19 protein-coding genes, 3 tRNA genes and 1 riboswitch are annotated in these 17,419 nt (G+C 38.8%); of the genes, 11 read left to right on the forward strand and 11 right to left on the reverse strand.

The features are described 5' to 3' along the window. Positions 1-15: 15 nt before the first annotated feature. Positions 16-660: an MBL fold metallo-hydrolase gene (locus tag F933_RS11035; protein WP_005061149.1), complete on the forward strand. Its 645-nt coding sequence runs from the start codon at positions 16-18 to the stop codon at positions 658-660. On the opposite strand, the gene F933_RS11040 is transcribed toward F933_RS11035, so the two are convergent. Next, positions 657-848 (reverse strand): DNA gyrase inhibitor YacG, encoded by a 192-nt coding sequence (locus F933_RS11040; protein ID WP_005061152.1) that lies wholly within the window; start codon positions 846-848, stop codon positions 657-659. The genes F933_RS11035 and F933_RS11040 overlap by 4 nt on opposite strands. Positions 849-939: 91 nt before the next feature. On the opposite strand from F933_RS11040, the gene F933_RS11045 reads away from it, so the two are divergent. The 5 genes from F933_RS11045 to F933_RS11065 all read left to right on the forward strand — a co-directional run bounded on the left by F933_RS11045 (position 940) and on the right by F933_RS11065 (position 5,318). Next, positions 940-1,584 (forward strand): class I SAM-dependent methyltransferase, encoded by a 645-nt coding sequence (locus tag F933_RS11045; RefSeq protein ID WP_005061154.1) that lies wholly within the window; start codon positions 940-942, stop codon positions 1,582-1,584. After that, positions 1,577-2,764: a TIGR03862 family flavoprotein gene (locus F933_RS11050; RefSeq protein ID WP_005061156.1), complete on the forward strand. Its 1,188-nt coding sequence runs from the start codon at positions 1,577-1,579 to the stop codon at positions 2,762-2,764. The genes F933_RS11045 and F933_RS11050 overlap by 8 nt, the downstream gene beginning before the upstream one ends. 133 nt (positions 2,765-2,897) lie before the next feature. Next, positions 2,898-4,172 carry a C4-dicarboxylate transporter DctA gene (gene dctA, locus F933_RS11055; protein WP_005061159.1) on the forward strand — a complete coding sequence of 425 codons (1,275 nt, stop codon included), beginning with the start codon at positions 2,898-2,900 and terminating at the stop codon, positions 4,170-4,172. A gap of 114 nt (positions 4,173-4,286) precedes the next feature. Then, positions 4,287-4,700 (forward strand): GFA family protein, encoded by a 414-nt coding sequence (locus tag F933_RS11060; protein ID WP_005061161.1) that lies wholly within the window; start codon positions 4,287-4,289, stop codon positions 4,698-4,700. Between the two features lie 15 nt (positions 4,701-4,715). Continuing rightward, positions 4,716-5,318, forward strand: coding sequence for a flavin reductase family protein (locus F933_RS11065; protein ID WP_005061164.1), 603 nt, complete (start codon positions 4,716-4,718; stop codon positions 5,316-5,318). Between the two features lie 10 nt (positions 5,319-5,328). On the opposite strand, the gene F933_RS11070 is transcribed toward F933_RS11065, so the two are convergent. Next, a complete protein-coding gene (locus tag F933_RS11070; RefSeq protein ID WP_005061166.1) occupies positions 5,329-6,543 on the reverse strand; it encodes a winged helix-turn-helix domain-containing protein in 1,215 nt (404 codons plus the stop codon). A 202-nt stretch (positions 6,544-6,745) separates the two neighbouring features. On the opposite strand from F933_RS11070, the gene F933_RS11075 reads away from it, so the two are divergent. Next, entirely contained in the window at positions 6,746-7,411 is a 666-nt protein-coding gene (locus F933_RS11075) for a YIP1 family protein (protein WP_005061168.1), read from the forward strand. A gap of 42 nt (positions 7,412-7,453) precedes the next feature. On the opposite strand, the gene F933_RS11080 is transcribed toward F933_RS11075, so the two are convergent. Continuing rightward, positions 7,454-7,786: a HopJ type III effector protein gene (locus F933_RS11080; protein ID WP_005051163.1), complete on the reverse strand. Its 333-nt coding sequence runs from the start codon at positions 7,784-7,786 to the stop codon at positions 7,454-7,456. 138 nt (positions 7,787-7,924) lie between these two features. Here F933_RS11080 and F933_RS11085 point away from each other — a divergent pair, with 138 nt between their 5' ends. From F933_RS11085 to F933_RS11095, 3 genes are all read left to right on the forward strand, one after another. Then, the gene (locus F933_RS11085) at positions 7,925-8,797 is read left to right on the forward strand and encodes a DUF2071 domain-containing protein (protein WP_034710781.1); all 873 of its coding nucleotides are present in this window, start codon (positions 7,925-7,927) and stop codon (positions 8,795-8,797) included. A gap of 65 nt (positions 8,798-8,862) precedes the next feature. After that, positions 8,863-8,929: riboswitch (Fluoride riboswitch) on the forward strand. Positions 8,930-9,061: 132 nt separating this feature from the next. After that, positions 9,062-9,442, forward strand: a complete 381-nt coding sequence (gene crcB / locus F933_RS11090) for a fluoride efflux transporter CrcB (RefSeq protein WP_005051167.1) — start codon at positions 9,062-9,064, stop codon at positions 9,440-9,442. Positions 9,443-9,456: 14 nt separating this feature from the next. Then, positions 9,457-9,789 (forward strand): DUF190 domain-containing protein, encoded by a 333-nt coding sequence (locus tag F933_RS11095; RefSeq protein ID WP_005061172.1) that lies wholly within the window; start codon positions 9,457-9,459, stop codon positions 9,787-9,789. Between the two features lie 90 nt (positions 9,790-9,879). Here F933_RS11095 and F933_RS11100 read toward each other — a convergent pair whose 3' ends face one another. The 4 genes from F933_RS11100 to F933_RS11115 form a co-directional block, all read right to left on the reverse strand. Beyond that, entirely contained in the window at positions 9,880-10,134 is a 255-nt protein-coding gene (locus tag F933_RS11100; protein WP_005061174.1) for a type B 50S ribosomal protein L31, read from the reverse strand. Positions 10,135-10,338: 204 nt separating this feature from the next. Beyond that, entirely contained in the window at positions 10,339-11,631 is a 1,293-nt protein-coding gene (locus F933_RS11105) for an ABC1 kinase family protein (protein WP_005061176.1), read from the reverse strand. Between the two features lie 234 nt (positions 11,632-11,865). Continuing rightward, complete coding sequence (locus F933_RS11110; RefSeq protein WP_005061178.1) at positions 11,866-13,215, reverse strand: MATE family efflux transporter; 1,350 nt, start codon at positions 13,213-13,215, stop codon at positions 11,866-11,868. 30 nt (positions 13,216-13,245) lie between these two features. Continuing rightward, positions 13,246-13,707, reverse strand: a complete 462-nt coding sequence (locus F933_RS11115) for a DMT family transporter (protein ID WP_034710783.1) — start codon at positions 13,705-13,707, stop codon at positions 13,246-13,248. A gap of 113 nt (positions 13,708-13,820) precedes the next feature. Between F933_RS11115 and hemW the strand changes: the two genes are divergently transcribed. Continuing rightward, positions 13,821-14,975 (forward strand): radical SAM family heme chaperone HemW, encoded by a 1,155-nt coding sequence (gene hemW / locus F933_RS11120; RefSeq protein WP_005061181.1) that lies wholly within the window; start codon positions 13,821-13,823, stop codon positions 14,973-14,975. A 121-nt stretch (positions 14,976-15,096) separates the two neighbouring features. Here the strand turns inward: hemW and F933_RS11125 are convergent. The 4 genes from F933_RS11125 to F933_RS11140 all read right to left on the reverse strand — a co-directional run bounded on the left by F933_RS11125 (position 15,097) and on the right by F933_RS11140 (position 17,394). Continuing rightward, positions 15,097-15,172, reverse strand: a tRNA-Lys gene (locus F933_RS11125). A gap of 22 nt (positions 15,173-15,194) precedes the next feature. Next, positions 15,195-15,270: transfer RNA gene (locus tag F933_RS11130), tRNA-Lys, on the reverse strand. A gap of 22 nt (positions 15,271-15,292) precedes the next feature. After that, positions 15,293-15,368: transfer RNA gene (locus F933_RS11135), tRNA-Lys, on the reverse strand. A 184-nt stretch (positions 15,369-15,552) separates the two neighbouring features. Continuing rightward, a complete protein-coding gene (locus F933_RS11140; protein WP_005061183.1) occupies positions 15,553-17,394 on the reverse strand; it encodes a long-chain-acyl-CoA synthetase in 1,842 nt (613 codons plus the stop codon). Positions 17,395-17,419 lie beyond the last annotated feature (25 nt).

Consider the following 17,419-nt stretch of genomic DNA (forward strand, 5'->3'; position numbering starts at 1 on the left):
CCGCCAGAGGTTTTTATGCTGCAAGTCAAAATTGTACCCGTTACTGCATTTGCCCAAAATTGTTCTATTCTTTGGGACAGTGAAAGTAAAGAAGCGGTTTTGATTGATGCAGGCGGTGATGCCGCTGTTTTGAAAAAAGAAATTGAAAACTTAGGTTTAACCGTTAAGGCGCTATGGTTAACACATGGACATCTTGACCATGCAGGTGCGGTTGGAGAACTTGCTGAAGCATGGAAAGTACCTGTGATTGGTCCACATAAAGAAGATCAATTTTGGTTGGATATGATTCAGGAAGTTTCAGCGCGTTATGGTTTTCCTATTCCGCAACCTGTCAAAGTCAATCAATGGCTTGAGGGCGGCGAAACATTGAAACTAGGTGAAGATGAATTTGAAGTTCGCTTTGCGCCTGGTCATACGCCTGGTCATGTCATGTTCTATAATGCCAAGCATGCTTTGTTATGGACTGGCGATGTTTTGTTCAAGGGTTCAATTGGACGTACAGATTTCCCAAAAGGGAATCATCAGCAGCTATTAGATTCTATTAAAAGAGAATGTTTTAGCTTACCTGATGAAACTCAATTTATCTCTGGGCATGGCCCGATCAGTACAATCGGCTATGAGAAACAATTTAACCCTTTCGTTGCAAGTAAAGCAGGTTAATCTTCGTAATCATCTTCTTGACGTTTATCGCCTGCTTGAGGAGCATCTTGAGTAGGCAGCTTATATTCATCACTTGCCCAAGCACCAAGATCGATCAATTTACAACGCTCTGAGCAGAATGGACGAAATGCGTTGTCTTCCCAAGTACTGGCTTCACCACAACGAGGGCAGGGAAATGTGCGTGGCATAGAAAATTCCTAAAACATAAAACAAATAGATTAGGCAAAAGTAAGGTGAGTTGTTAGACTTATGCCGATTTTTATATAGTTTGATGAGATTATGTCGATTCGTCAATTTCAAGCACAGCGTATGCAAGCCCCTCGTGATTTTATCGCCGTTCCTAATACACCGATTTGTGTAGAAATTGGTGCTGGAAAAGGTAAACACGCTTTGCTATTTACAGGGCAAAATCCGCAAAAAACGTTGTACGCAATTGAGCGAACCAAAGAAAAATTTATGGCGATGCAGAAGCAGCATCAACTCGAACCTAGAGAATTATTAAACCCAATTCATGCAGATGCTTTACCTTGGGTTGTGCATGCCTTGTTTCCTTCACAAGTAGAACAATTTTTTATTCTTTATCCGAATCCTGAACCACATAATCCTGCTCAACGTTGGCTGAATATGCCGTTTTTTGAGTTCCTACTTTCTCGACTTCAACCGAATGGCACCATTACGCTCGCAAGTAATATTCCTGAATATATCGATGAAGCTGAACAGCAGTTGCTTCAGCTTTGGAAGTTGCCTTATGAAAAGCAAAAAATAGCAACGGATTCTGCGCGTACACATTTTGAAGTTAAATATTTAGAACGTGGTGAACTTTGCCAGCAGTTAGTTATTCGTAAACCTGATGGCTATTCGACACGCTTTGATGATTTTGCACCTTTGCAAGGTCAAAACGCTCAAGAGCAATCTGATGTCTAAACGTGTTGCGATTATTGGTGCTGGTCCTGCGGGATTAATGGCTGCTGAAGTCCTAAGTCAATATGATTATCAAATTGAAATATTTGAACAAAAACCTTCTGCGGCACGTAAGTTTTTGATGGCAGGAAAAACGGGTTTAAACATTTCGCATGCCGAGCCAATCGATACTTTTATTCAACGCTATGATCACGCAATGTGGTTAAGTCCATGGGTAAGACATTGGGACGCGAAATGGATTCAAAGCTGGATGCAGGGTTTGGGTATTGGATCCTATGTGGGGAGTTCTGGTCGGGTTTTTCCAATTGAAATGAAAGCTGCTCCCTTACTTCGTGCTTGGTTAAAACGGTTAGCAGATGATGGCGTTAAATTTCACTATCGCCATCGTTGTATCAATTTAAGTAATAACCAATTAACGATTCAAAATCAAAACCAGCAATTCAATGCGACATATGATGCAATTATATTGGCGTGTGGTGCTGTGTCGTGGTCGCAACTCGGTAGTGATGGTGCTTGGCAGCAGTGGTTGTCTGAGCATCAGATTGAACCGTTTCAAGCCAGTAATGCAGGTGTGTTAAAAGCATGGTCACCGTTTATGCAAGATTGTTTTGGGCAACCACTTAAACGCGTTGATGCGTGGGTGAATGCAGAAAACAAAACGCATGGTGATATTGTGATTACTCACTATGGTTTTGAAAGTGGTGTGATTTATAAATTAGGGCGTGATTTAAGAGACCAGAAGAGTCAAAAGCAAGCTTTGAATATACATTTAGATTTATTGCCTGATATGACTATTGAGCAATTAGAAAAAAAATTACAAGCAAATAAAAAACAATCTTTAACCAATGTTTGGCGCAAAGCTGGTTTGGACAGTGTCAAAATTAATTTGCTGCGTGAAATCACTGATAAAAATATATGGTCTGATGCAAAACAGATGGCACAGCAGATTAAACAACTCAATATTTCACTCGATGGATTCCGCCCAATCGAAGAAGCGATTAGCTGTGCGGGTGGTGTGAAACAGATCGCTTTATCAGCACAATTACAGTTGCGATCGAATCCTTATGTGTTTTGTTGTGGTGAGATGCTGGATTGGGATGCACCAACAGGGGGATATTTACTTACTGCGTGTTTTGCAACTGGGCGAGCAGCAGGAGCAGGAGTACATCAATATTTAGCATAGAATTCTATAACGTTATGTTTTAAAAGTATTTGTTAAATTTAATGTATTTTTCATGTTTTAAATAACGCGATTTTTATCTCTTGGCGAGTTTCTTGCAAAGTTGAGATTTATCTTATTAATTGATGAATGTTCAATGTTGCAAAAGTTTAAGTCCAGTCTATTCCTTCAAGTCATTTTTGCATTAATCCTCGGTATTATCATTGGAATCAGCTTTCACGATTTTTCTTTAGCTTTGAAGCCGTTAGGCGATGGCTTTATTGCATTGATCAAGATGTTAATTGCACCAATTGTTTTCTGTGTGGTCGTACTCGGACTGTATGGCGCAAATGACCTTAAGAAAATGGGAAAGGTTGGTGCAAAAACGATTTTATATTTTGAGATCGTGACCAGTTTTGCATTGGTTTTGGGGATTGTGATTGCATATATCTTCAAACCTGGCGTTGGTATGAATATTGATATCGCTCAGTTAGATGGCAAAGATTTAAATGTGTATACCGAACGTGCACATACGATGAGTTCGGGATCAGATTTTTTACTACATATTATTCCTAAAACATTTGTAGATGCTTTTGCCCGTGGTGATATTTTACAAGTTTTATTGATCGCGATTTTGTTTGGTGTCGCCTTACTCATGATTCCAAAACATTTGGCAGAATGGGTATGTAAAGCAATTGAAGCTTTTTCTGAAGTGTTTTTTAAAATGATGGCATTAATCATTCGTTTAGCACCCGTTGGAGTATTTGGTTCAGTCGCCTATACCACTGCTAAATTCGGGTTAGATTCGTTGATTCAGCTGGGTTATTTAGTCTTATTGTTTTATGTGACTTGTATTTTGTTTGTATTGATTATTTTAGGTGGAATCCTTAAATTTATAGGTTTAAATATATTTAAATTTCTCAATTATTTTAAAGCAGAATTATCAATTGTATTGGGAACAGCATCCTCCGATTCAGTGTTACCACAGATAATGAAAAAATTGAAAAATTTAGGGATTAAGGATTCGACGGTGGGTTTGGTCATTCCGACAGGTTATTCTTTTAATCTAGATGGATTCTCTATTTATCTAACCCTTGGGGTTATCTTTATTGCACAAGCCTGCAATATTGATTTATCAATGCATGATTTACTGGCAATTTTACTAGTTTCTTTAGTAACTTCAAAAGGCGCACATGGTATCCCTGGTTCAGCATTGGTGATTTTAGCAGCGACTTTATCTGTTATTCCTAGTCTTCCAACCATTGGTTTGGTTTTATTATTGTCCGTTGATTGGTTTATTGGAATTGTACGTGCTTGTACCAATTTGATCGGAAATTGTGTGGCAACAGTTGCGATTGCGCATTGGGAAAAAGATATTGATCATGCACGGGCCCAAGCTGTATTAAACCAAAAAGTTGAAATGAATTCCTAGCTTAAATAATGATCTGAGACAATCGAATGTTTTTCGAAAAAATGCATTTGTAATTTGCATGGTGCTGAGTTCTAGCCTATATTTTTAATGGAAAATTCATCAAAGGGATTCGCAATGTCTCAAACTTTACCCGTGTATCGTGGCAGTTGTTTATGTGATGGGATTCATTACGAAATCCAAGGTGAAATTGGAGAGATTATCCAATGTCATTGTCAACGTTGCCGTAAAGCAAATGGTACGGCATTTGCGACCAATGCACCGATCAAAGTCACTGATTTTAAAATTATACAAGGTGAACATTTATTAAAAAAATTTCAATCTACCGCAACGACGCAGCGTTGTTTTTGCTCAGAATGTGGTTCACCGATTATGAGCATAAAAACAGATACACCAGAATATTACCGTTTAAGAATTGGTACTTTAGATACGCCGTTACAGCAAAAACCAAGTATGCATATTTTTGTTGCGTCTAAAGCAGAGTGGGATTGCATCGCGGATGATTTACCACAATATTCTGAACGCCCTTAAAGGCAGTGTAAATTTATGATTTTTGATACATCTCATTTAGAGGTAAATGAAATCTATCGTCTTTTGGTCGGCGGAATTACACCGCGGCCGATCGCATGGATTAGTACCTTATCTGCTGAAGGTGTAGCTAACCTTGCACCTTATTCTTTTTTTAATGTTGCCAGTTGTAATCCACCTATTCTGTGGTATTCACAAGTCAATCCAAGAAGTGGTGATGATAAAGACACATTGAGAAATTTAATCGATACCAAGCAATGTGTGGTGCATATCGTAAACTCACAGTTGCTGGAAAAAATGAACTTATCCTGTGCGCTCTTGCCCGCTGACCAAAGCGAGTTTGATTTTGCTGATATAGCGTCAGAACCAAGTCATACCGTAGCTTCATTAGCGGTAAAACATGCGCCTGTACGTTATGAGTGCCAGCTTAGAGAAGTGATTCAACTCAGTACGCTGCCATCGGGTGGAACGGTGGCATTACTTGATGTGAAATCAATTTATGTTGATGATCATTTATGGAATGGTCAGATGATTGATCAACAGTTACTCGACAGTGTAGGGAAAATGGGTGGTGATTTTTATAGTTTAACTAATCATTTACGTCAATTAGAACGACCTTAGAGATACTGCTTTAAGTTATCCTAATGGTTTCGATATGCTTGCGTATCATACTACATAATTCGACTGGGCTGATTTTTGAGACATAGATTGATTGACATTGATTAAAGCGTGCAAAGTTGTGCAGGGTCTCAAGAAATGGTGTCAGCCACAATGCCATGTCTATTTGTGTATTTTCGATATGTAAATGAATAAGTTCAAATTCAGCACTTTTACGGTGAGCTTTGCAATCAACCCGACCAATAAATACATCGCCAAATAAAATGGGCAAGCAAAAATATCCATACTTTCTGTTCTCTTGGCGTGTGTAGCATTCGAGTCGAAAGTCAAAGTCAAAATGTGTTTTTACACGGTCACGATGAATAATTGAATTATCAAAAGGGGAAAGTAATGACACTTTGGGCGGATTTGAATTGTCGTTCCATTCCATTAATTCATTGAGTACATAAATCGTTTGCTGGTCATGCGTTACAATTTTTTGAATCATTTTTTCTTCAAGCATTTGCTTGAGGATAGTTTCTACATTATTTCGTAATAACGTACCTGTTTTCAAATGTGTAATCTGTTTCAACGTGGTAAAACCATACGCTTTAAGGTAAGTTTTGACTAAGTATTCAGCGTACTCTAAAGCAGTTGGAAGTGTTGTATTCACACTAGCGGGAAGGACTCTGTCGCGAATATCATAAACTTTTTCCATTCCCTTGCGGGCGCTGATCATTAAATCACCTTGCATAAAAAGTTGTTCAAGCGCGATTTTTGTGGGCTTCCAATTCCACCAACTGCTATTATTTTTACTGAAACTTTCAAATTCTCTCGATTTTTGCGGGCCATCGATTCTTATCTTGTCATATACATCACGCATGACTTGAGCATCAGCCTTAAAGTAACGAGATTCACCATTTTTTATGCTTAACATTTTGGGAAGCACAAATCGAAAATCCTGCATCGGCAAATATGCGGCAGCATGAAACCAATATTCAAATATCCGAGCTTCATCAACTAATTGATCGAGCCATCGTGATTGATAATCTGGAATTCGAGTCCAAAGCGTATGATGATGTGCTCGAGCGACAACAGATAAGGTATCGATTTGTACGTAACCTAACTGTTCAATTGCAGAAAGCACAGCTTCTTTCCCTGATCCAAATGGCTGCTTTTGAGTTAATCCTTGAGCTTTTAATGTCATTTGTCTTAGTTTTTTTGATAGATCCGTGTGTATTATCGACATAATTTCTCTCAGTTATTTCTATTCAAAAATTGAGTATTTCATATTACTTTTACTCTAAATTTTAAATCATTTCTTTTGTTGGTTGAGATGCTAGATGATTATTTGCGCTATTTTATCAAATAATAAAATCAACTTCTTTTTCTATACAGCGTTGGCTATGATTGGAGCATAAATATTTTAAATCAATTTATTAAGAGCACTTATGAGTACTGAGTTTTCATTAGATAAACAACAGCAAAAAGAAATTTTACCCTTCGCACCTAAAAATTTATGGTTACTATTCTTTCAACCGAAAAAGTTTTTTTCTTTACCAGCTATTTATCATCCTCGAAGTATCATCCTTGCTGCCTACATTATTGGCATGTTTTCTGTCATGGATCGAGTCGATCAAAATTTGCTTAAAGCCGAATTCAGCAATCGTCAATCGTTCATGCTTGATGTTGCCGATGCTTGGTGGAGTTATTGGTTACTCGTTTTGGGTGTAGGAACACTGTCTGCCGTAATTGTTTGGCTCATACATGGTTGGTGGTATAAAAAGCGTTTACAATTTTCTGGTGTCAAAGATGCAGATCCTCAACTGGCAAGGCATGTTTGGGCATTACAGTCATTGGTTGCTGCTTTACCCGTTATTGTGGTCACGGTGTTACAAACGTTGTTGTATAACAACTATCTTGATGCTTATGAAAACTCGACTATTCTCAACTTCGTGGCGTTGCCTTTTATGTTTTGGTCATGTTGGGTGAGTTATCGAGCAGCAAGTTTGGTGTTTAATACGAATGCTTGGGCAAAGTTTTGGTTCTTAGGATTACCCATTATTTTTTATTTGCTCGCGATGGGGTTGTTGACGGCTTTATTTATAAATGCATGAATGGATTAAGAAGGAAGGCATCTAGCCTTCCTGCTTTTAATATCAACGTGCAGTTAATGCTTCACCTTCAAACTTCACACCATCCCAACCATTTTGCATAAATTGGCGAATGTTCTGATGGTCACTTGCATCAGGCGTGGCAACAACTGAAGCATAATGTTCAGCAAATAAAGCTAAAGTATCTTCTGTATTTAAGCCTTCGATTTTAGCAAAAGAAAACACTTTGGCACTGCCTTGGTTTTCAGTGGCAGCGTTGTATTGTGCGCCGTTTTGAAAAGCGGTCGGAGTATGTACATAACGTGTTTCAATAAATGCTAATACATCTGCAAATTTTGCTGAGCCATCTTTTAATTTTGCCAATAATGCTTGAGCCATGTTCAGTTCCATGTTGATTGAATCAATGGCAAGCATCATAGCATCGAAAAGCAAGAAGAAAAGTATTCTGCTCTATCAACTAGACCTGAGTACATAAGCAGTTTATGCTCGTGAAATTTTTTAACTTAATGAAAAATAATGAATAGACACCATTTTAAGTTATCTTCACAGCATGTTTTTATGCGACTTTTAAGCGGTATTTTAAGTTGTGGTTTTTTGCTGAGTATACGACGTTTGGTTCTGAGATTATTACCATTCATGCGTTTACAAAGTCGAGTTAGTAATATCGTTTATCTATCTTGGCTTGTCGATGTTGAACAAGTCCGCCAACATCATCCGAAGAATATGCCCATATGGGAAAAGCAGGGCAAAACAATTTTTACAATTCTCACTTACCAACATCATTATTTGGGATTTCAGTTTTTAGGTCGATTAAGAAAGTTAATGCCATCCCCTAAACAAAGTAATTGGCGGTTCTATTTAAATCAATCGTTTCCTAAAACCGTGATTTTTGAACAAGTGATTTTAGATCAATATTTATATGTCATCGGAGGACGTCTCGCCAGTGATGTACTTCCAGCACAATACGCTTCAAAATTTCATCATCAAAAGAACGATCTACAACAAACTATTAAAACAGAGATCGTTGTAGATGAAAATTACTCTTTAAATAGCGAGGTCAAAATTACAGCACAGAAACGGCTTCCCAAGGAATGGCAAGACCTGTTTGCTTCTTGGGATGATGCGGTACTGTTTTTGGTAGATCAAGATCATGCATGGGCAGAATGGGTCGATCAACCGACAGAGATGTCACAAGGTGATATCAATATGCCTATACAATTTCAACAGATTGAAGCAGCTGAAATTTGTGCATTAAAAGCACCAGTGTTATTAAAGCAATTTGGACTAAACAGTGATGCAGAGGCTTTGGCTTTTGTGGTGCCAGCATTAGATTTTTATGTGATCGGAGAAAAAAAGCTAGCAACTGGTACATACATTGTGGATAACTAAGTGCTTATACACAGTCTAATGACGCTTCAAAAGATGTATTGAGTTGTCTAAAATTTATGTTATTTTAGGGAAAAGGAGATGGCATTCCTCCTACTACAAACCGCCACTATGGCTAATGATGCCTACGTTACCCTGAACAGGGGACGTAGGTCTGTGCGTGCTCTGTTCCCTTTTTGGAGTTCGCGCATGCAAAAATCTTACAATAATATTGATCAATTGATATCTAAAGCGTATTTATCTCCGACGCTGTCTTTGGAGTAAATGATGTATTTTCCACTACTTTCAATCGCTTTAGGTTCTGTCTTAGGCGCATGGCTGCGTTGGTTTCTTGGTTTAAAACTAAATCCGATCTTTCCGAATATTCCTTTGGGAACAGTGACTGTTAATTTTGTCGGTGGCTTTATTATTGGTTTTGCCATTTCCTATTTTTCTCAAAGTTCATTAAGCCCCAATTACAAACTATTTGTGATCACAGGTTTCTGCGGCGCTTTAACGACTTTTTCGACATTTTCTGCTGAGATTATTAGCTTATTACAAAGTGGTAAATTGGGTTATGCCTGTGCAGCCATTCTGATTCATGTGATTGGCTCTCTGATATTCACAATCATTGGTATGAGTTTACATCAATGGCTGAGCGCTGCTTAGAAGGAGACAATAGGATGAATACTGGATTTTTAATTACCTTTTACACCTCACAAAATCGTAGTTTTGAGGGGCAGCCAATCAATGAATGGCTCGTTGTATTAGCAAAGCAAATGAAATTACGTGGAGCTACAGTAGTAGGCGGATTAGAAGGTCTAGATCATCATGGTCTATTTCATTCTGCTCGTTTCTTTGAATTGGCTGATCGACCTATCCAAATCCAATTTGCGGTAACAAATGAACAAGCAACTGAGTTATTAAGTTATTTGGACAGTCAACAGATTTCACTCTTTTATGTAAAGACGCCAATAGAATTTGGTTTTATTGGACAAGCTAGCAACGATAGGTAATTTTTTAGGCATAAAAAAAGAAGTCTAAGTGGAGGAGATAGGCTTAGACTTCGAATAGATACAGATTAAATCACGAAACTTAAATGAAGATTAAGCTTTGCGGCTAAAGCGTGAAAAGCGTTTGTTAAAGCTTGCAACACGACCTTCATTACTTGCTTGACGTACTTCACCAGTATAGAAAGGATGTGAGGCACTTGAAATATCAAGGGTTACATATGGGTAAACTGTGCCTTGATATTCTTTAGTTTGTTTGGTTTGCAATGTGCTACCAATTAAAAAGTAAACATCAGCATTGGTATCATGGAAAAGGACTTGCTGATATACAGGATGAATATCTTTACGCATTTTGATTGACTCCTACTAATATTGAAATGTTATAACATAACTATGTGTGAAGTCAATTTTGAGTTTTTCAAGCCTACTCGAAGCTATGCTAGAGTCGGATTCATTGTATGAAATAGCAGATGAAAGTCGTAAAAATTATTTTACTAAATGAATATTTTTCTAAAATAACGAATATCATTCATAAAACTAAAATTTTAAAGATGCTTAACTGGGTACTAATTCTTCAAATAAATCATTCAGGTTGTCATGCACTTTGAGGTGAATGAGGTTCCAGTAATGTCCTGAAATGGTTCGATTAACCATTAATGTATCTGGAGACGGCTTAAATACATCCCAATATTTCAATGACTTTTTAACAAGTCGCATGCCATCATGATGTGATGAATTTTCAGCAAAATCATAATCTGTGCTAAGTGGACGTAATAAAATTTCAATCCATTGCACATACAACTCACTTGGGAACTTTTGTTTTTCTGCAATCGAATGTAGTTCAACTAGTAAGTCTTCAACCTGAGCAATATCTTCTTGACGAGCTGCATTAACCAGTGCTTTGAAGTGCTGAATGATTTCAGGTGAAAGTGTTTTGACGCTGCCATAATCATAAATAATCACGCTGCCATCTTCACGGAAAGCAAAATTGCCAGGATGTGGATCGCAATGGAAACGTTTTAGGAAAAATATTTCCTGTCCTAATGCTCGAATAAGACGACGACCTATTTGATTACGGGTTTCAACTGACCATGAACTTGCCGTTTCAATGGACTCGCCTTGTTCAAGGCTTAAAGTGAGGACGCGCCGAGATGAGTATTCTTTATAAACTTGAGGAATGATAATTTGCATATCCAGCTTTTCATGGAATGTTTTAAAGACTTCTAAATTCTGCGCTTCAATTTCGTAATTCAATTCAGCTGAAAGACTTTCTTGGATTTCTTGAAATAGTTGATCTTGTAGCTTCTTATCAATCTTGATGACACCCATTAAGCGCAATGCCAAACGGACTTGTTTCAAGTCACTTTCACAGGCTTGGTCAACGCCTGGATATTGTACTTTCACCACAACGGCTTGCCCATTCGGGAGTACGGCACGATGCACTTGACCAATAGAGGCTGCTGCAAAAGGTTCAGATTCAAAAGAACTAAAGATTTGGTTTAAAGGTTTTCCGAGTTCTTTTTCAACTTGTTGTTGAATCGCAGCGAATGGCATAGCGGGGGCTTGGCGCTGTAATTTGGCAATTGCTTTCGCCACTTCAGGTGGGAAAATATCTTTGTATTGAGATGCAATTTGTCCCACTTTCATCACCGCACCTTTCATTTCTCCAAGGGTGTCAGCAATCTGCAAGCCGATATCTTGGAACAACTGGCTACGTGCCGCATTTTTTTGTTCTTCATCTGCGGTTAGATTTCGAATTGAATTGGCCACACTTTTGCTAGCAATACTTGCGGTCATACCCGCCAGTTTTAAAAAACGCTTACTGGGAGAGCTTGCATGTTTTGCCATATGTGCTTGACCTCAGACGACCATTTTAAAGTGATTCTTTGATCATAGGCGACAAAACTTAAATTGCCTATAACAAAATGTTAAGTGATGTAAGTATTCAATTATGGTGAGCAGCAGAAGAATCTGAATAGCAGCAATCTACAAGAAAGGAATTTCAAAATAGGGACATTACCTCTATGTAATGTCCCTATTGGCAGCGTATCTATGCCGCCTGTAATTGGAATCGGAAATAATTTATATATTTTGTGCCAAACGTTTATTGTTCAAATATAAACGTCCAATCAGTAGAACGCAGGCAATGGTTAAACCAATAATTAAGCCGAGCCAAACACCTGCAACGCCCCAAATGGTATAGCGAGCTAAATACAAACCGATTGGGAAAGCAATCACCCAATACGCCATAAGGGTAATCCACATCGGTGCTTGTGTATCTTGCATACCACGTAAGCATCCTGCAGCACTGACTTGCCATGCATCCATCAATTGATATGCCATAGCAAACCAGAGTAAGTACATCGCGACTGGAATAACGTTAATATCAGTGGTGTAGATCGCTACAATATAAGGACGAGCAACAGCAATTAAGGTCATGGTAATGGCTGCAAAAACAGTTGCGCTGATCAAGCCAACAGTTTGTACTTGACGCATTGCTTGCCAGTTCTGTTCACCATAATACATACCAACTCGAATTGTCAGGGCGATGGCGAGTGATAAAGGAATCATGAACAACTGTGAGGTGACCGAAATCGCAATCTGGTGCGCTGCGATCGCATTTTCACCCAATGGACTCAGCACAATAGCGCCCGTACTAAAAATACTGACCTCAAAGAAAACTGCTAAACCGATGGGAAAGCCAAGTTTTAAAATTCGTTTAACCCATGTTGGATCAATTTTTTCCCATTTTGTGAAAATTGGTGCTTGTTTGTATGCTTTTGCTTTTGAAATATAAATGGCTAAGGTAATGAACATTAACCATTGTAAAATTGCCGTTGCGAAACCACAGCCCGCACTTCCTAAAGCTGGAATTGGTCCAAAGCCATACATGAAAATCATATTTAATGGGATAAGAACTAACAGTGCAGCTAAGCTAATCACAGTTACAGGACGTGGATGCCCTAAAGCTTCTGAGTAACTGCGTAAAGCGGCATACATCATCACCGCAGGCATACCAAAGCCAATCGCGTGTAAAAAGAGACTCGCCTTTGGTAATAAGCTTTCAGGCACACCAAACAAGGGTAAAAACATAGGCATACATTGCAAAATAAGCATTGCAACAATACCGAGGATTACAGCAACCCATAGTGACTGACGAGCAATCGTTGGAATCTTTTCAGGTGTTTTAGCACCACGTGCTTCCGCAACCAAAGGTGTCGTTGCAATCATGATTCCTGCAAATAAAAGCATAATAGGAATCCACAAACCGACGCCAACTGCAATCGCTGCAAGATCGGCAGCTGATAAGTGTCCCGCCATTATGGTATCAACCAAACCTAGACCAGCTTGCGCAAACTGTGTGATAAGTATAGGAAGCATGAGATGGAATAGTTGTTTAAGTTCAAATCGCTTGGTTGTAGCGTGGGGCACAAAAAAATACTCTTATTAAAATGAGGGGAATTAGCGCTGTAGTGTGAGTAAAACGCCAATAAAGATGACAATACTACCGATTACGCGTTGCCAATTAATCGATACTTTTTCGGTTCCTAACCACCCAAATTGGTCAAGTAACATTGAAATAAACAACTGTCCGAAAATGACTAAGCCTGAAAAAGTTAAAAATCCGAGCTTTGGTGCAGTATAAATGCTCATACTAATCGCATAAACCCCAAGACAGCCGCCAATCCATAAAAACCATGGAATTTGTGAAAGTTCACTTAAATTTGGTTTGCTTGCACTTTGAAAATAAACCAAAACGGCTAATACGACTGTACCGACTAAAAAAGAAAGAAGAGCCGCTTGCAGTGGGGATTGTAGATGTTCACGTAGTTGCGCATTAATCGCGGTTTGAAATGCCATTGCCACTCCTACACCTAAAGCAAGAGGAAGAAAAAGAAGCAATTGACTTGAAATTTTAATCATATTATCCGTCTAATTGTTGTTTGTCGTTCCAGTCTAACTGAATACGTAGATGATGATAAGCCGATTGATGGAGTCATGTTAAAATAACAAAATTCTAGTATCGAGCTTCTATTTTGAGTCAATTAAACCCAGCCAGTATTCCACTTTCACTTTATATTCATATGCCTTGGTGTGTGCGGAAATGTCCGTATTGTGATTTTAACTCGCATGCTGTTCCTGATGGGCAATTGTCAATGGATTTGGAGCAGCAATATCTTGCTGCATTAGTGGCTGATTTTGAAACTCAAGTCGGAATGGCACAAGGTCGAACAATTCATAGTGTGTTTATTGGCGGTGGGACACCATCGTTGATTTCTGCAAAGGGTTATCAATGGTTATTTGATCAACTTAAAGGACTTTTAGCTTTTGACGAAAACTGTGAGATTACTTTAGAAGCAAATCCTGGCACTGTTGAGCATGACCCATTTAAAGACTATTTAGCCGTTGGAATTAATCGCCTATCTCTAGGTGTGCAAAGTTTTGATTCTGAGCATTTACAGCGTTTAGGACGTATTCATTCAGCGAATAATGCTTTAGATGCGATCCAACAGGCACGTCAGGCGGGTTTTGAGCGCGTTAATGTCGACTTGATGCATGGTTTGCCACAACAAAGCCTAGAGCAAGCATTAAATGATCTGAAACTTGCTGTAGAGCAAGGTGCGACACATATCAGTTGGTATCAGTTGACTATAGAGCCAAATACTGTTTTCTTTAGAACTCAGCCTGTCTTACCTCAAGATGAAGTTTTAGAAGAGATTCAAGCACAAGGTGAAGCTTATCTGAAAGCCAATGGCTACATTAATTATGAAGTTTCTGCATGGCGAAAAGAAAAGCCTTCAGCACATAATTTAAATTATTGGCAATTTGGGGATTATCTAGCGATTGGTGCAGGTGCTCATGGAAAAGTGACACGACCTGATGGAATTTATCGTTTTCAGAAAACCCGTTTACCGAAAGATTATTTAGCTAAAGTGCCTGCTGAGCATGGGCAAATGAAACGCATTGAAGCAGAGGAGTTGCCCTTTGAGTTTATGATGAATGCTTTGCGTTTAAATAATGGTGTCAATTCCGAATTTTATGCGCAAAGAACGGGTCTTGAATTGAATGATTTAGATGCAACGCTAAAACAATTGCGTGAGAAGAAATTATTGATTGCCGATGTGAATCGAATTGCTTGTACAGAGCAGGGGCATATCTTTTTAAATTCTGTTTTGGAAGCATTTTTATAATCGAAAATGAAAGAGCCTTAAACAGCGATATTTAAGGCTCATATTACTTTGTCATCATTTAGAAAGATAATGAGCACAAAATAAAAAAACCTCATCAGAATATGATGAGGTTTTTAGAATTTGGTGGGTCGTCCGCGATTCGAACGCGGGACCAACGGATTAAAAGTCCGCTGCTCTACCAGCTGAGCTAACGACCCAATAAGGGTTCAAAACATAAGATGGTGGGTCGTCCGCGATTCGAACGCGGGACCAACGGATTAAAAGTCCGCTGCTCTACCAGCTGAGCTAACGACCCAATAAGGGTTCAAAACATAAGATGGTGGGTCGTCCGCGATTCGAACGCGGGACCAACGGATTAAAAGTCCGCTGCTCTACCAGCTGAGCTAACGACCCAAAGCAAGTATCTAAGCATCGCTTAAATATGCTACACAAGAAAAACTAATTCGTTCTAAATGTGTCTTTGTTTTGATGTTGCGTATTCTAGCAAGTTATTCAGCTAACACAAGAGGAAATTTAAAAACATGTGCATGATTGTTTATAAAAAGCACGATTTCCTCTTATTTAGCTAAAAAATAAACTAGAAACGGTATTGATAACTTTGAATATTCTCAAAGATCTCGCTATTTACATCACAATAACTCGTTGCGCCAGGTAATAAAACCAGTAGACGTTCAGATGTTTTATTTGGATTAAATGCATCTTCTTTCAGTTTATTCTTTTGGTATTTAAATGTACCAGTTGTTTCAACTTTCTCTTGCACGCGTAAGAAAACAGGAATCGCGTAAGACGGCAAGCATTTCTTGAAGACACTGACCATTTCACTTAAATCAGTTTCATTCAGCTCTTGTCCCTCTACCAGTGTAATCGCTGCCATACCTGCACGACCATTGGTATTTGGAATTTCTACGCCATAAACCACAGCTTCTGCGATTTTTTCATATTCGCAGACCATGTTTTCAACTTCAGTTGTGGAAACATTTTCGCCTTTCCAGCGGAAAGTATCTCCTAAGCGATCTACAAACTGTGCATGACGGAAGCCAATATCACGGACTAAGTCACCTGTATTGAAGTATGAATCACCTTGTGTAAATACATCTTTCAAAATGACAGATTTATTCTTCTCAGGATCTGTATAACCATCAAATGGTGAGCGGCTCGTGATCTTACCGACCAGTAAGCCGACTTCACCTGTTTTGACTTTTTTGCAATAGCCTTTTTTATCGCGCACCAGTTCGTTCTTTTCTTTATCAAACTCAACAATCGCGTAAGGTGTTGGAGAGAAGCCAACCGTATTATCAAAGTTAAAGATATTACTAAAGCCAACGTTCCCTTCACTTGATGCATAAAGTTCTAAAACTTCCTCTACACCAAAGCGTTCTTTGAATTTACCCCAGATATTAGGACGCATCCCATTACCGATCATTTTCGTCACACGATGACCACGATCTAAATCAGTGGCAGGTGCATCGATCAAGTAACGACATAGTTCACCAACATAACCGATAGCTGAAGCATTAAACTTCTGAACATCTTTCCAGAATGAACTGGTTGAATATTTACGTTTCACAGCAAGTGTTGCACTACCAGCAATCACGCCACACCAGCACACAACCACACCAGTAGCATGGTAGAGAGGCAAGGTCACATACATCACATCATCTTTACCAAGATTTAAGATATGACCATAAGTACCGTAAGCAAGTGTCCAACGGCTATGTGTGAAGATGACTGCTTTTGGTAAACCCGTCGTACCAGAGGTATAGATATAAAATAATCCATCTTTACCAGTTACAGTACGTGTGGTTGATGGATTAAATTTTGGAAATTGGTCAATTTGCTCAGCGAGATTAACGTAACCTTTTGGTGCTTTGCCTGCATTTTTACGTGTTTCTTGATCGGCAAACCAATGGAAGCGATCTTCTGCTATCTTTAATTCTTGACGTGCTTCATCAATTGCAGCACGAACCTCTTCGCCCGCAATAACAGCAATTGGATTGACCAAATTGATACTATGAGCCAGTACTTTACCGACCTGTGAGGTATTAACGAGAGCAATCGTTACGCCAATTTTAGCCAAAGCAACGATTGTTGCAATGAGCTCAGGACGGTTTTCCACCATCACTGCAATAACATCACCTTTTTTAGCACCAATCGATAAATAGTAATGTGCAATTTGGTTTGCCCATTCATTTAAAGCTTGATAGCTATAGCTTTGTTCTTCATATAGCAGTGCGATACCCTGTGGATTACGCTTGACTGCTTTTTCAAAGGCGATCCCTAAACCTGCTGGTGAAGTTGGCGTACGAATATAGGCCTGCTTAAGTCCATTGAGGATATGAGGTACTTTAGTGATGAAATTTGGGAGTCGAGTTGCAACATCACCAAGCGTAATAATATCGGTCTGCGTAGTTTGGCTCATATCAATCCTGTTTATTTTTCGATCA

The organism is Acinetobacter beijerinckii CIP 110307 (assembly GCF_000369005.1).
Classification (GTDB): Bacteria; Pseudomonadota; Gammaproteobacteria; order Pseudomonadales; family Moraxellaceae; genus Acinetobacter; species Acinetobacter beijerinckii.